Source organism: Curtobacterium sp. 179-B 9B NHS (assembly GCF_045370965.1).
GTDB lineage: Bacteria > Actinomycetota > Actinomycetes > Actinomycetales > Microbacteriaceae > Curtobacterium.
In genome coordinates this window covers 1-12962 of the sequence record NZ_JBIQDQ010000021.1, presented here as the reverse complement: position 1 = coordinate 12962, position 12962 = coordinate 1, and the positions used below count along the sequence as shown (strand labels likewise).

Genomic DNA, 12962 nt, shown 5'->3' with positions numbered 1-12962 from the left:
GGAGCAGCCGACGGACGGGCGATCAGGCGGTCAGGCGCGCTCGTCGATCGACCGGGCTCCCGGCACGGGCGGCGCCGGGTCGTCCGAAGCCTCCGGGTCGTCCGCCCGTGCCCACTTCACCGTCCACCGGACCAGCGGCTGCACGCGGTCCCACGCCGCGGTGATGTCGTCGAGGGAGCTCTCCAGCGGCAGGTGCACGAGCGCCGCGTAGTGCTGCATCCGGAGCAGGTCGATCCGCGGGTGGTCCACGTCGTACCCGCGCGGGGCGGTCTTCAGCGGCGGTCCGGCCAGCTCGTACCCGGCATCGGTCAGTTCGTCGAGCTCACGCTGCAGCGCGGCCGCGGCCTGCGGGTGCTCGTCGATGGTGGTGCGCGCTGCCCGCAGCTGTGCGCGGGACGGTTCGTAGAGTCCACCGCCGACCTGCAACCCGTCCGCTCCGGCACTGAGGTACGTGCCGCCCGCGGTGAGACCGGTGTCCTCGCGGTAGGGCCGCTCGTCCGGCGTGAAGCGCAGGTCGCGGTGCTGCCGGAGCACCCGTCCGGCACCGTAGCGGCGCTCGGCCTCGTGCAGGAGCGCCTCCATCGGCTCCTGCACGTGCCGTTCCCAGTCGTCGCGGTGCTCCTCGAACCACGACTTCTCGTTGTGCGCGGCGAGCCCGCGGAAGAACGTCGCGAGCGCTGGTGAGAACGGCGTCGAGGGCATGCACCACTGAACCGCCGTCCGGTGCACGCGCGTCGGGAGTCCGGGGGACGAGACTGGCCGGGTGGACCGACTCCGACCGATCGACCTCGACCAGTGGCCCCGCGCCGAGCACTTCGCGCACTACCGGCGGGAGCCCTGTGCGTGGGAGATGACCGTGGAGGTCGACGTCACCGCCTTCGTCGACGCCGCCCGGGCCGCCGGCGCGAAGACGTACCCGTCCCAGATCTGGGTGCTCGCGACGGTCGTGAACCGGCACGACGAGTTCCGGATGCAGCTCACCGAGGAGGGCCGGCCCGCGGTGTGGGACGTGGTGCACCCGACCTTCACCGTCTTCCACCGCGACACCGAGACCTTCTCGGTGCTCGTCACCGAGTACGACCCCGACGCACGGGCGTTCCACGACGCCGTGGTCGCCACGACCGAGCGGTACCGCGACGACCACCGCATGTTCCCGCAGGGCACCGGTCGCACCGACCTCTTCGACGTCTCGACGCTCCCCCGCACGTCGTTCACCGGCTTCGCGCTGCACCTGACGGGCGCCGAGGACCACCTGGCGCCCGTGATCACGCTCGGGCGCTACCGACAGGTGGACGGACGCACCCGCATGCCGATGGCGCTCCGGATCAACCACGCGGCGGTGGACGGCTTCCACGCCTCGCGCTTCGTCACCGAGGTCGAGGCGCTCTTCGCCGACCCGTCCTGGCTCGGCTGACCAGCACCGCGATCCGCTCGTCCCCGTCCCCCGGACGCACACCCGACGAGCACTGGCCGAGAGCACCGTGGCCGGCATGCACGACGACGAACTCACCGCCCTCGCGGTCTCTCGCGCCCTCGACAACGTCCACGACGGTGGCAAGCCCTTCGCCTGCCTGATCGTCCGCGACGGCGAGGTCGTGGTCGAAGCCGTCAACCACGTCGCCCAGACCGGCGACCCGACCGCGCACGCCGAGATCCGCGCGATCCGCGCCGCCGCCGAGCAGGGCATCACCGACCTCACCGGCCACGAGGTGTTCGTCACCGCGTACCCGTGCCCGATGTGCCTCGGCGCGCTGTACTACGCCCAGCCGGACCGCGTGGTCTTCGCCGCGACGCGGGAGCAGGAGGGCGAGCACTACGAGGACGGCAACCGCCTGATGACGCTCGCCACCTTCTACGACGAGTACGCGAAGCCCGTCACGGAGCGCGCCCTGCCGAGCGAGCAGGGCCGGGTCGACGACCCGACGGCCCCGTTCCGCGAGTGGACCGCCCGCCACCCGTCCTGACCGGACGCCCGCCCGCCCGCCACGGATGGGACCGTACGACGGGTTGTCACCACGCGACGCGCGTGACCCGGTGACGGACGGGAGGCCCGTGGCGACGCCGCCACGGGCCTTCCCTCCGTCACGGATCGCGACCCGGCTGCCGTGGCCGGGCCTTCAGGGAGCCGGCGTCAGCCGGTAGAGCACCTGCGGACGGCCTCGACGGCCGTACCGGTGCGCCAGGTCGATGGCGCCCGTCGCGACGAGGTGGTCGAGGTACCGGCGGGCGGTGGCCCGCGAGGTGCCCGTCGCTGCCGCGACCTCGTCGACCGAGCGGGCGACCACGGGGTCGAGCGCCGTCACGACCCGACCGAGCGTGGTGGCGCTGACGCCCTTCGGGAGGGCGTCCTCGGGCGCTCTCGTCGCCGTGCGGTCGGGTCCGACCACGCGCACCGATCCGGTGGCGAGCAGCCGGTCGACGTCGCCCTGCCCCATCGGGACGTCGCGCTGCGCGTCCTCGCGGGACCGACGTTCGGCCGCGTAGGCGCGGAGCCGGTCCTGCAGGGCCTCGCGGTCGAACGGCTTCAGCAGGTACCCGACCGGGTGCGCGGCGAGCGCCTGCCGGACGGTGACTTGGTCGCGGGACGAGCTGACGACCAGCACGTCGGTGTCGTCGACGCCGGCGACGTGCATGCGGTGCAGGACCTCGATGCCGCTGATGTCGGGCAGGCGCATGTCGAGCAGCACGAGGTCGACCCCGCGCTCCACGGATGCCAGCGCGGCGCCGCCGGACGCGACCGCCCCGACGACGGCGAACCCCTCGGTCGCGGCCACCCACCGGGTGTGGAGTGCGCGAGCGCCGGCGTCGTCGTCGACCACGAGCACGCGGAGCGCCGCCGTCACGATCCCGCCGCCATCTCGACGTCGAGCCGGGCACCGCCGAGCGCTGCCGACCGTCCGACGACCACGGATCCGCCGCGGTCGGTGGCGGTGCGTCGGACGAGTGCCAGGCCGATGCCGCGCCCGAGGCCGCTCTCGTCGGTCTTCGACGACCACCCGCGGGTCAGCACGCGGTGCGCGTCGGCCGGGTCGATGCCCGGTCCGTCGTCCTCGACCGTCACCGTCACACGCCCGTCATGCGAGCCGATGGTGCAGCTGACGGTGGCCGCCCCGGCCTCGGCGGCGTTCCGGCACAGGTTGGCGACGACCAGCAGCACCGCGTCGTCGAGCACGACGTCGTCGGCGATCCGGAGGTCGAGCGTGGTCCCGGCCACGGCGAGTTCCGAGCGCACCGCCGCGACCGACGCCGTCGCCACCGCACCGCGGCGCGGCGACCCGGCACCGCCGCCGCTGGTCAACCCGGGTGCCACGGCGTCGATGTAGGCCATCGCGTCCTCGTCGTCCCCCTGTTCGACCAGTCCGCGCACCACGTGCAGACGGGTGCCGAACTCGTGTGCCTGCTCGCGCAGCGCCTCGGTCGTCCACCGGACCTGCCGGCTCTCCGCGTCGACCGCGTCGGCTCGGCGGAGCCGTCGGGCGATCACGAGTGAGAGGAGCACGCTCGCGAGCGTCGCCGCGACGAGCGCGCCGGTGCTCCACGGCAGCAGGGTGCCGAGTGCCCGTTCCCGGTCGGCCGCGATCGTCGACTCGAGCACGCCGACCGCCACGACGCCGACGACCTCGCCGTCCGCGTCGACGACGGGCACCTTCGCACGCAGGGTCGTCCCGGACGGGCCGGTCTCGGTGCCGACGAACTCCGCACCGCGGAGCACGGGCGCGATCGTCGTCTCGACGGGCTCACCGCGTTCCGCCGGGTCCGGATGGGTGATCCGCACGCCGTCGTCGTCGGTGACCACGACGTACGAGACGCCGGCGGCACCCTCGACGAGCGTCGCGATCGGTTGCAGTGCCGCGGTGGCAGAGACGAGGTCGTCGGCGTCGGCGAGCGCGCCGGGTGTGCCCCGGTCGGCGACCGACGCCACCGCGTCCCGCACCTCGGGCAGGTCGGCCAGGCTCGACGCGACGCCGGACACCTGGTCGACCACGGACGTGCGGATGGCGCGCTCCTGCACCACGGCCGCGACCCCGGTCGTGACACCCGTCGCCGCGAGCACGATGACGCTCGGCAGCGCGAGCACCGCGGTCCGCCGCAACCGCCCGAGACGAGCCCTGGTCACCGTGGCGTCCCCCTTCGGCCGCGACGCCGTGAGCGTCAATGAGCACATCTCCGCCGCCGGGTGCTCGCCCGGTCGGCGGCTGCCATCGTACTTCTCGACCTGCGGCACGACGACGTGCGCAGGAGGGAGCCAGCAATGCCAGAGCAACCAGTGCAGCCGGAGCAACCCGTGCCCGCGGAGCAACCAGTGCCGGAGCAGCCGACGACGGGGACGCCGGGTCCGCCGCGTGCCCGTCGCCCCGTCGCACGCGTGGTCGGGACAGCCGTCGCCGCGGTGTCCATCGCGGTCGCGGCCTTCGGCTCGGTGACGTCGGCAGCGGCCGGAGGTGACCCGACCCGGTCGGTGACCCTCGTGGCGCCGGCGGCGGCCGGCGGCGGTTGGGACGGCGTCGCACGGTCCATGCAGCAGGCGCAGCGCGCGAACGGCATCGTCAACTCGGTCCAGGTGGTCAACATGCCGGGCGCCGGTGGCACCATCGCGCTCGGGAACGTCGCTCGGCTCGCCGGACAGACGGACACGCTGCTCGTCGGCGGGACGGGGCTCCTCGCGGCCGAGATCCAGTTCGGTTCCGCGGTCACCCACGACGACATCACGCCGCTCGCGGTCACCGTCGAGGAGTACGACGTCATCGTCGTCCCCGCCGACTCGCCGTACGAGACGCTCGACGACCTCGTCAGCGCCTGGCGCGAGCGCCCCGGCTCGGTGCCGTGGACGGGCGGCGGCTCGTTCGACCAGCTCGTCGTCACCGACCTCGCCGTCTCGGCCGGGATCGACCCGAAGGACACGAACTACATCCCGTCGGACGGCGGTGGCGAGGCCATCCAGGCGCTCCTCAACGGCACGGCGGCGGCGGCCTCGGGCGGGTACCCGGACAACATCGACCAGATCGAGTCCGGTCGTCTGCGCGCACTCGCGCTCGTCGCGGCGGAGCCGGTCGAGGGCATCGACATCCCCACCGCGGTCGAGCAGGGGCACGACGTCACGCTGACGAACTGGCGCGAGATCGCTGCACCGGGCGGACTCGACGACGAGCAGCGGGCGCAGCTGACCGACATCGTGCTGGACACGCTCGACACCCCCGAGTGGGCGGACGCCATGGAGCGGTACCACTGGACCGAGCGGATCATCACGGGTGACGAGCTCGACGCGTTCATCGACGAGGAGCGCGAGCGCATCACCGGGCTGTACGAGGAGCTGGGCCGATGACCCGTCCGAGCAACCCCACGTCGTCCTCCGCGGTCGTCGGACAGCGGCTCACGCTGCGGGCCGACCCCGGCCGCGTCGCCGCGGTGGCGAAGGAGCTGACCACCCCGGCGCTCTTCACCGCCTTCGCGGTCTACCTCGTCGTCGGCATCGTCACGATGGAGGTCCCCGACGGAACCGCGTTCCCCGGGCCCGCGGTGTTCCCCGGCATCGTCGCCGCCGCACTCCTGCTGCTGGCCGCCCTGCTGGTCGTCCGGTCCGTCCGGGCTGCGCGCGGCCGACGGGTCGGGTCCGACGGCACACCGTCGGAGGCCCGCACCGACACCGCCGTCCGCACCGACGCGCACACCGCCGCCGACACCGACACGACCGGCACCTCGGTCGAGCAGCGCTCGGTCCGCGTCGACTGGCGCTCCCTGGCCTGGGTGGTCCTGTCCTTCGCCGCCTTCGCCCTGCTGCTCGGCGTGCTCGGGTGGATCGTCGGTGCCGGACTGCTCTTCCTCGGTGTCGCGAAGGGGCTCGGCGCCCCGGGGTGGCTGCGTCCGCTCGTCGTCGGGCTGACGGTGAGCGCGATCAGCTACATCGCCTTCGACATGCTGCTCGACCTGTCGCTGCCCTCGGGCATCGTCGGATGGGAGTTCTGACGTGGACGTGCTCGGTCTCCTCGGTGACGGCTTCGCCGGCGCCCTGACCCCCGCCAACCTGCTCTGGGTCGTCGTCGGGTGCCTCCTCGGCACCGCGGTCGGCGTCCTCCCCGGCCTCGGCTCGTCGATGGCGGTGGCGCTGCTGCTGCCCGTGACGTTCTCGCTCGACCCGACCGCGGCGTTCATCATGTTCGCCGGCGTCTACTTCGGCGGGCTCTTCGGTGACTCCACCATGGGCATCCTGATGAACACGCCGGGCCAGGCCTCGGCCATCGCCTCGACGTTCGAGGGCCACAAGATGGCGCTGAACGGACGAGCGGCCCAGGCACTCGCGACGGCCGCGATCGGCGCGTTCGTCGGCGGCATGATCGCCTCGGTCCTGGTCGTGTTCCTCGCACCGGCACTCGCGTCGTTCTCGTCGAGCTTCGGACCGGCGGAGTTCTTCGCCCTCGCACTGTTCGCGTTCGTCACGACGTCGTCGGTCGTCACCGACGACGCGCTGAAGGGCCTCGGCTCGCTGTGCCTCGGTCTCGGCATCGCGGTGATCGGCGTCGACGGCATCTCGGGTGCACCGCGCTTCACGATGGGCGTGCCCGAGCTCTTCGACGGCATCTCGCTCGTCACGGTGACGGTCGCGGTCCTCGCGCTCGGCGAGGTCATCTACGTCGCGTGCCTGGCCCGACACCTGAAGGACGGCCGGATGGTGCAGGCGACCGGACGCCCGTGGCTCTCGAAGCGGGAACTGCGCGAGGCGGCCCCCGCCTGGCTGCGGGGCACCGCGATCGGGCTGCCCTTCGGCGTCGTGCCCGCCGGCGGGTCGGAGATCCCGACCTTCCTGGCGTTCGGGCTCGAGAAGCGTCTCGACGCCCGCCGGAAGGACCCGCAGTTCGGCACGGGTGCGATCCGCGGCCTGGCGGCACCCGAGGCAGCCGGCAACTCCACGACCGGCATGGCGATGGGTGCGCTGCTGTCCCTCGGTCTGCCGGTGTCGGCGACCGCCGCGATCATGCTCGCCGCGTTCCGCCAGTACGGCCTGCAGCCGGGTCCGCTGCTCTTCGACCGGTCCCCCGACCTGGTCTGGGCGCTGCTGGCGTCGTTCTTCATCGCGATGGTGGTGCTGCTCGTCATCAACCTCCCGTTCGCGATGCTGTGGGCGAAGCTGCTCCGGATCCCGCGGGCGTACCTCTACGCGGGCATCGCCGTCTTCTGCGGGCTCGGCATCTACGCGACGAGCGGTTCGGTCTTCGACCTGCTCATGCTGCTCGGCATCGGCCTCGTCGGGTTCCTCATGCGGGCCCTCGACATCCCGCTCGCACCGCTCATCATCGGGATGGTGCTCGGTCCGCTCGCCGAGACGAGCCTGCGGGACGCAGCGCTGAGCGCCGACGGGGACTTCTCGGTGCTGGTGGCCGGCCCCATCCCGATCGTGCTCTACGCGGTGCTGGCGGTCGTGGTCGCGGTCACGGTGACCGGCCGCGTCCGCGCCCGCCGAGCGGCACGGCGCGAGCTGGTCGACGCGTAGCCACGACCGAGCGTCGCCGGCCCGCGGCACGCGGTCCGGGTCGGACCCGCCCCGTGTCGGACGGGCGGCACGGGGCGGTCCTGCACCGCACCTCCCGTCCGACACCGCGACGGACGGGAGGCACGTGGCGGCACCGCACCGCGCCTCCCGTCCGCCGGGCGGCGCGCTACGCTCGTCCCGATGCGCGCGACCGTGCGGGACGTGGCGGCCCTCGCCGGGGTCTCCCCGAAGACCGTCTCCAACGTGGTGAACGGCGGCGTGCCCGTGCGGCCGGCGACACGGGAGCGGGTCGAGCGCGCGGTCGCCGAGCTCGGCTACGTGCCGAACCTGTCCGCGCGCGGCCTGCGCAACGGACGCTCCGGCGCGATCGCCCTGACGCTGCCCGAGCTCGGCAGCGCCTACTCGGCCGAGCTCGCCCAGTGGTTCGTCGAACTCGCCCGCGAGCGCGGCTGGACGGTGCAGCTCGACCAGACCGGACACGACCCGGGACGTGAGCGGGACCTCGTCTCCCGGGCCCGGGCCCACCTGGTGGACGGCCTCGTGCTCAACCCGGTGTCGCTCAGCGCGAGCGTCCTGGCCGAGACCGAGGGGCTCCCGCCGACCGTCGTCATCGGCGAGGTCGAACCGGAGCACGTCGACCAGGTGCACGTGGACAGCCGCCGTGCCGCACGCGAGGTCACGACCCACCTGCTCGACCGCGGGCACCGTCGGATCGCGGTCGTCGGAGCCGCCCGTCCGACGGACGCCACCGCCACGAGCGAGCTGCGCGACCAGGGTCACGCGGATGCGCTCGGCGCGGTCGGCCTCGAGGTCGACCCCGCCCTGCGCGTGCCGCTGCCGACGTGGTCGACGAGTGCGGCGGCGGCGGGGTTCGCGACCTGGCTGGACGCGCACCCGCTGCCGGACGCGGTGTTCGCGTACACGGACTCGATCGCCTTCGGCGTGCTGCACGTCCTGGCGGCACGGGGTGTCCACGTGCCGGAGCAGGTCAGCGTCGTGGGGTTCGACGACGTCGACGCCGCAGCCTTCGCGATCCCGGCGCTGACGACGGTGTCGTTCGACCGGCGGGCCTTCGCCACGGCGGCGCTCGACCTGCTCACCCGACGCATCGCCGACCCGACGGCCGCTCCGGAGACCGTCGTCGTGCCGCACCGGATCGTCGAGCGCGCGAGCGTCGCCGCCCGCTGACCAGCCGGCAGCCGTCGCGCGTCCGTCGCGCGGCCGTCGCGGTGCTGGACCGTCCTGTCGACAGGCCCGGGTACCGTGCGCCGCATGAGTGCCGACGACCCCGCGATGCCCGTGCTGACCGCGACCGTCCTGCAGTCCCCCGACCCGGTGCGCCTCGCGCGGTTCTGGGGTGCGCTGACCGGGTGGACCGTGCACGAGGACGGTCCGACCTGGCTGCGGGTGCGCCCGGCCGACGGCGGGGTCGGGCTCTCGGTGCAGTACGACGACGCCTACGAGGCACCGACCTGGCCCCCGGTCACGGGGACGCAGGGCATGCAGCTGCACCTCGACCTGCAGGTGGAGGACCTCCACGCCGCGACCGCCCGCGCGCTCGAGCTCGGTGCGACCGAGGCGGACTTCCAGCCCCAGGACGACGTGCGGGTGCTCCTCGACCCCGACGGGCACCCCTTCTGCCTGTTCCTGCCCGGCGCCTGACCGCGGCGGCGGCGGCGCGGCACGGCCCCGAGACTCGGCCAGGCGGACGAGACTCGCGGGCCCCGGGGAGGAACGTGTCCGTCAGCGCGAGTCTCGCGCACGGCCGCCGCAGGGCCGCGCTCGGCTCAGCCCGCTGTGCCCGGGCCCGCGGCCGCGTCGAGCACGACCTCGCGGGTCTGCTGCGCGCCGAGGATCCGGAAGTGCCCGCCGACGGGCACGCGCACGTTCGTGGCCCCGGCGAGCTCGCTGCCTCCCGGGATGAGCGTGTCGAAGACCCCGTAGACGGACGTGATCCGGGCGTTCACGGCGAGGTCGCGTCCGAGCGCTGCGAGCACCGGGTCCGCCGCACGGAAGGCCCGCAGGTGCGGCACGGGCGCCAGCCGGGCGTACACGGACCCGCCGAACGGCGTCGACACCGCCACCATCCGGTCGATGCGCTCCCCCTCGGGCAGGGTCATCGCGTACTTGCCGATCAGACCGCCCTTGCTGTGCGCGACGACCAGCACCCCACGGAGGTCGTGCTCGTCGAGGTACGCCAGGACCTCGCGCGCCGACTCCGGCACGGGACGCAGATTGTGCCGCAGGACGGGCAGCACGTGCACCGGGTGTCCGGCGTCGTGCAGGGCGTCCATCAGCGGGCGCATGAAGTGCCAGGTCTCGTAGACGCCGGGCACGACGACGACCGGCTGGCCGTCACCGGTCCGGTAGTCATCGGCGGTCGTCGGTCCGGTGCTCCGCAGCTGCCACCGCGCGGCGTACCACCAGTCGAGGGCGGCCCACCAGGCGCGACGCAGCAGCGGCACACGGCCGGGAGGCACGGCCGCCGTCCCCGACGCCGCTCCCGTCCCCGGGGTGGTCCGGTCCGTCACCGTGCCGGCCCCGTCGTGGTGTCACCGGTCGACGGGCCACCGGTTGCGAGGTCCTCGACGGTCTGCACCCGCCGGAACTCGTCGACCAGCCGCGCGAACGCGACGGGCTGCCGGTCCTGCACGTGGTGACCGCCGGGGAGCTCGACCAGGACACCCCGACGCGCTGCGACCGCGAGCGCAGCAGCCCAGTCCCGTCGCCCGATCGGGTCGCGGTCGCCGCGCACGACGAGCACCGGCTGCGGGAGCTCCGGGACGGTGTCCTCGAGCCGGTAACGGAGCATCGGTCGGAGCTGCCGGACGTACTGCCGCAGGCTCCGCAGGTAGTCGGTGAGCACGACGAGGTTCATCCGCGGGTCCTCGACGAGGCAGTCGCGTCCGAGGTCCGTCGCCTGCTGCAGCAGCGTCCGCCGCGCCGGGTCCACGACGGGCCCGACCAGGACGACCGCGGTCACCGTCTCGGCGTGCCGACGGGCTGCCTCGACGACGACCTGGGTGCCCATCGACTGGCCGACGAGCACGAGGTCCCCGACGCCCCGCGACCGGACGGCTTCGACCACCAGGTCGCCGAGCTCCTGCAGGTCGAGCGGGCGGCCTGCCGGGGGGAGCCCGCCGAAACCCGGCAGGTCGACCGCGATCGTGCGGTGGGTGCGGGCGAGGTGGCGCTGCGTCCGGTCGAAGGAGCGGTGCGACATGCCGATGCCGTGCACGAGGACGACCGTCGGCGCGAGCGTGTCGTGCAGCCGCCCGGCCGGCGCGAGGGTCCGGAGCCGCACGGACAGCCCACCGACCTCGAAGGACTCCACCCGTGCGCGCACGGTGCGAACCTACCCGGCGCTCCCCGGCGCGGGGTCAGCCTGATCGGCACGCACCTCTCGACGCGGGGTCGCCGCGGCCCTATGCTCCGCAGCATGCGCAAGGTGACCTCGGGGCTGTTCGCATCGGTCGACGGTGTGGTGCAGGACCCGTACGAGTTCCAGTACGACTCGTTCGACGCCGAGCTCGGGACCGCCATGACGGCGTGGATGGAGCGGACCGAGACGGTGTTGCTCGGCAAGCAGAGCTACCTGGAGTGGTCCGAGTGGTGGCCCCGGCACGAGGACGACCCGTTCGGCCGGTGGATCAACCCGATCGAGAAGCACGTCGCGTCGACCACCCTCGGTGACGACCTGACGTGGCAGAACGCGCACCGGATCCAGGGCGACGTCGACGACTTCGTCCGCGACCTCAAGGCCGGCGAGGGCGGCGACGTCGCGGTCACCGGCAGCGTCACGCTGGTGCGCCACCTGCTGTTCGCCGGACTCCTCGACGAGCTGCAGCTCATGGTGCACTCGGCGATCGCCGGAGCCGGGCGGCGGCTCTTCGAACCGACGGACCCGCCCACCCGCCTGCGCCTGGTGCAGAGCGTGGTGACCAGCAAGGGGAACGTGCTGAGCACCTACGCGCCGTTCGACGCCTGACGGCGGCGTGGCGTGCCTCCAGGCCGGACCGCGGGACCGCTCCATCGGCAGCCGGACGGGCAGGTGGACGGACGGGTGCCGAGACCGGCGTACCCTTCTGGGTGGCCGTCGACCGCACCACCCTGGAGAACACCATGTCCGAGGACACCCGCCCGCACGTCGTCATCGTCGGGGGTGGCTTCGCGGGGATCGCGGCCATGCGTGAACTCGCCGACGCGGACGTCCGGGTGACGCTCGTCGACCGCCACGTCTACAACATGTTCCAGCCGCTCATGTACCAGGTCGCCACCGGCGGCCTGAACGCGGGCGACGTGACGTACTTCCTGCGGAGCCTGCGGGCGAAGCAGTCGAACGCCGACTTCCGGCACGGGCTGCTCACCGGCATCGACACCGAGCACCGCATCGCGGAGATGTCGGACGGCGAGCACCTGCACTACGACTGGCTGATCCTGGCGAACGGCGTCAACACGAGCTACTTCGGCACCCCCGGTGCGTACGAGTACGCCTACTCGATGTACTCCCGCTCGCAGGCACTCCGCATCCGCGACGAGCTGTTCACCCGTCTCGAGCAGGCCGCGGCCCAGCAGGGTCCCGACGAGATCCGCGTGGTCATCGTCGGCGGCGGCGCGACCGGCGTCGAGATGGCCGGTGCCCTCGCCGAGCTCCGCGATCAGGCCCTCGTCGGTGCCTACCCGGAGATCGAGCGCGGCAACATCTCCATCACGCTGGTGCACCGCAGCGGTGAGCTGCTCAAGCCGTTCGCCCCGCGCCTCCGTCGGTACGCGGCCAAGGTCCTCCGGAAGCGAGGGGTCGTGCTCCGCCTGGACACGGGCGTCGCCGAGGTCAAGGAGGACGGGGTCGTCACCGCCTCGGGCGAGTTCATCCCCGCGTCGCAGGTCATCTGGGCCACCGGGGTCGCGGCGCACAAGGAGGTCTCCGGCTGGGGCCTGCCGCAGACCCACGGCGGTCGCATCCAGGTGAACGACGACCTGAGCGTCAAGGGCGTGGAGCGGATCTTCTCGGCCGGCGACATCGCGGCGCAGGACGACGCGCTCGCGCAGCTCGCCCAGCCCGCACTGCAGGGGGGCAAGCACGTCGCGCGCCAGGTGGTGCGGCTGCTCGACGGGAAGCCGACCGAGCACTTCAAGTACTTCGACAAGGGCACGATGGCGACCATCGGGACGAACGCCGCGGTGGCGCAGCTGCGCGGCGGCATCACGATGGTCGGCCCCGTGGCGTGGCTGGCGTGGGTCGCGGTGCACATCGCCTCGCTGCTCGGCAACGGCAACCGGCTGTCGACGCTCTCGCACTTCTTCGTCCGCTACCTGTGGTTCATGCGGAAGCGCTCGATCCCGATCGTCGGGGACGTCCGGCCGGTGCGCCCGAACGGCGACCGCGAGCCCGAGCCCTGGCAGATGCAGAAGGCCGAGTAGGCCGGCCGGGTCGGCCGCGGCCCGGCCCGGCCGGGCCGGCCGCCGGCCCGGCGCC

At 73.4% G+C, this 12962-nt stretch carries 14 protein-coding genes; 9 read left to right on the top strand and 5 right to left on the bottom strand.

Annotated elements, in window-relative coordinates:
• Positions 1-30: 30 nt before the first annotated feature.
• Positions 31-702: a DUF2461 domain-containing protein gene (locus tag ACH0A8_RS14540; protein ID WP_066655937.1), complete on the bottom strand. Its 672-nt coding sequence runs from the start codon at positions 700-702 to the stop codon at positions 31-33.
• A gap of 61 nt (positions 703-763) precedes the next feature.
• On the opposite strand from ACH0A8_RS14540, the gene ACH0A8_RS14535 reads away from it, so the two are divergent.
• Together ACH0A8_RS14535 and ACH0A8_RS14530 are read left to right on the top strand one after the other, a co-directional pair.
• Positions 764-1414 (top strand): CatA-like O-acetyltransferase, encoded by a 651-nt coding sequence (locus tag ACH0A8_RS14535; protein ID WP_066655940.1) that lies wholly within the window; start codon positions 764-766, stop codon positions 1412-1414.
• 76 nt (positions 1415-1490) lie between these two features.
• Positions 1491-1964 carry a nucleoside deaminase gene (locus tag ACH0A8_RS14530; protein WP_066658599.1) on the top strand — a complete coding sequence of 158 codons (474 nt, stop codon included), beginning with the start codon at positions 1491-1493 and terminating at the stop codon, positions 1962-1964.
• 153 nt (positions 1965-2117) lie between these two features.
• On the opposite strand, the gene ACH0A8_RS14525 is transcribed toward ACH0A8_RS14530, so the two are convergent.
• Both ACH0A8_RS14525 and ACH0A8_RS14520 read right to left on the bottom strand, forming a co-directional pair.
• The gene (locus ACH0A8_RS14525; RefSeq protein WP_235426364.1) at positions 2118-2843 is read right to left on the bottom strand and encodes a response regulator; all 726 of its coding nucleotides are present in this window, start codon (positions 2841-2843) and stop codon (positions 2118-2120) included.
• The gene (locus ACH0A8_RS14520; RefSeq protein WP_406907431.1) at positions 2840-4117 is read right to left on the bottom strand and encodes an ATP-binding protein; all 1278 of its coding nucleotides are present in this window, start codon (positions 4115-4117) and stop codon (positions 2840-2842) included. The genes ACH0A8_RS14525 and ACH0A8_RS14520 overlap by 4 nt, the downstream gene beginning before the upstream one ends.
• A 249-nt stretch (positions 4118-4366) precedes the next feature.
• On the opposite strand from ACH0A8_RS14520, the gene ACH0A8_RS14515 reads away from it, so the two are divergent.
• The 5 genes from ACH0A8_RS14515 to ACH0A8_RS14495 all read left to right on the top strand — a co-directional run bounded on the left by ACH0A8_RS14515 (position 4367) and on the right by ACH0A8_RS14495 (position 9148).
• On the top strand, positions 4367-5323 hold the full coding sequence (locus tag ACH0A8_RS14515; protein WP_066658604.1) for a tripartite tricarboxylate transporter substrate binding protein: 957 nt from the start codon (positions 4367-4369) through the stop codon (positions 5321-5323).
• Positions 5320-5964, top strand: a complete 645-nt coding sequence (locus tag ACH0A8_RS14510; protein WP_406907430.1) for a tripartite tricarboxylate transporter TctB family protein — start codon at positions 5320-5322, stop codon at positions 5962-5964. The genes ACH0A8_RS14515 and ACH0A8_RS14510 overlap by 4 nt, the downstream gene beginning before the upstream one ends.
• A 1-nt stretch (position 5965) precedes the next feature.
• A complete protein-coding gene (locus ACH0A8_RS14505) occupies positions 5966-7486 on the top strand; it encodes a tripartite tricarboxylate transporter permease (RefSeq protein ID WP_209685533.1) in 1521 nt (506 codons plus the stop codon).
• Positions 7487-7666: 180 nt separating this feature from the next.
• A complete protein-coding gene (locus ACH0A8_RS14500; protein WP_066655952.1) occupies positions 7667-8674 on the top strand; it encodes a LacI family DNA-binding transcriptional regulator in 1008 nt (335 codons plus the stop codon).
• A gap of 84 nt (positions 8675-8758) precedes the next feature.
• Positions 8759-9148, top strand: coding sequence for a VOC family protein (locus ACH0A8_RS14495; protein ID WP_235426366.1), 390 nt, complete (start codon positions 8759-8761; stop codon positions 9146-9148).
• 125 nt (positions 9149-9273) lie between these two features.
• Here ACH0A8_RS14495 and ACH0A8_RS14490 read toward each other — a convergent pair whose 3' ends face one another.
• Together ACH0A8_RS14490 and ACH0A8_RS14485 are read right to left on the bottom strand one after the other, a co-directional pair.
• Positions 9274-10017 carry an esterase/lipase family protein gene (locus ACH0A8_RS14490; protein ID WP_406907429.1) on the bottom strand — a complete coding sequence of 248 codons (744 nt, stop codon included), beginning with the start codon at positions 10015-10017 and terminating at the stop codon, positions 9274-9276.
• On the bottom strand, positions 10014-10832 hold the full coding sequence (locus tag ACH0A8_RS14485) for an alpha/beta fold hydrolase (protein ID WP_406907428.1): 819 nt from the start codon (positions 10830-10832) through the stop codon (positions 10014-10016). The genes ACH0A8_RS14490 and ACH0A8_RS14485 overlap by 4 nt, the downstream gene beginning before the upstream one ends.
• 93 nt (positions 10833-10925) lie before the next feature.
• On the opposite strand from ACH0A8_RS14485, the gene ACH0A8_RS14480 reads away from it, so the two are divergent.
• Both ACH0A8_RS14480 and ACH0A8_RS14475 read left to right on the top strand, forming a co-directional pair.
• Positions 10926-11474, top strand: a complete 549-nt coding sequence (locus ACH0A8_RS14480; protein ID WP_406907427.1) for a dihydrofolate reductase family protein — start codon at positions 10926-10928, stop codon at positions 11472-11474.
• Between the two features lie 101 nt (positions 11475-11575).
• Complete coding sequence (locus ACH0A8_RS14475) at positions 11576-12907, top strand: NAD(P)/FAD-dependent oxidoreductase (RefSeq protein WP_235426368.1); 1332 nt, start codon at positions 11576-11578, stop codon at positions 12905-12907.
• Positions 12908-12962 lie beyond the last annotated feature (55 nt).

What these genes read in the sequence shown, in the direction of transcription:
- ACH0A8_RS14540 (WP_066655937.1), bottom strand. Translation starts at nt 702, where the DNA reads ATGCCCTCGACGCCGTTCTCACCAGCGCTCGCGACGTTCTTCCGCGGG.
- ACH0A8_RS14530 (WP_066658599.1), top strand. Translation starts at nt 1,491, where the DNA reads ATGCACGACGACGAACTCACCGCCCTCGCGGTCTCTCGCGCCCTCGAC.
- ACH0A8_RS14510 (WP_406907430.1), top strand. Translation starts at nt 5,320, where the DNA reads ATGACCCGTCCGAGCAACCCCACGTCGTCCTCCGCGGTCGTCGGACAG.
- ACH0A8_RS14500 (WP_066655952.1), top strand. Translation starts at nt 7,667, where the DNA reads ATGCGCGCGACCGTGCGGGACGTGGCGGCCCTCGCCGGGGTCTCCCCG.
- ACH0A8_RS14495 (WP_235426366.1), top strand. Translation starts at nt 8,759, where the DNA reads ATGAGTGCCGACGACCCCGCGATGCCCGTGCTGACCGCGACCGTCCTG.
- ACH0A8_RS14480 (WP_406907427.1), top strand. Translation starts at nt 10,926, where the DNA reads ATGCGCAAGGTGACCTCGGGGCTGTTCGCATCGGTCGACGGTGTGGTG.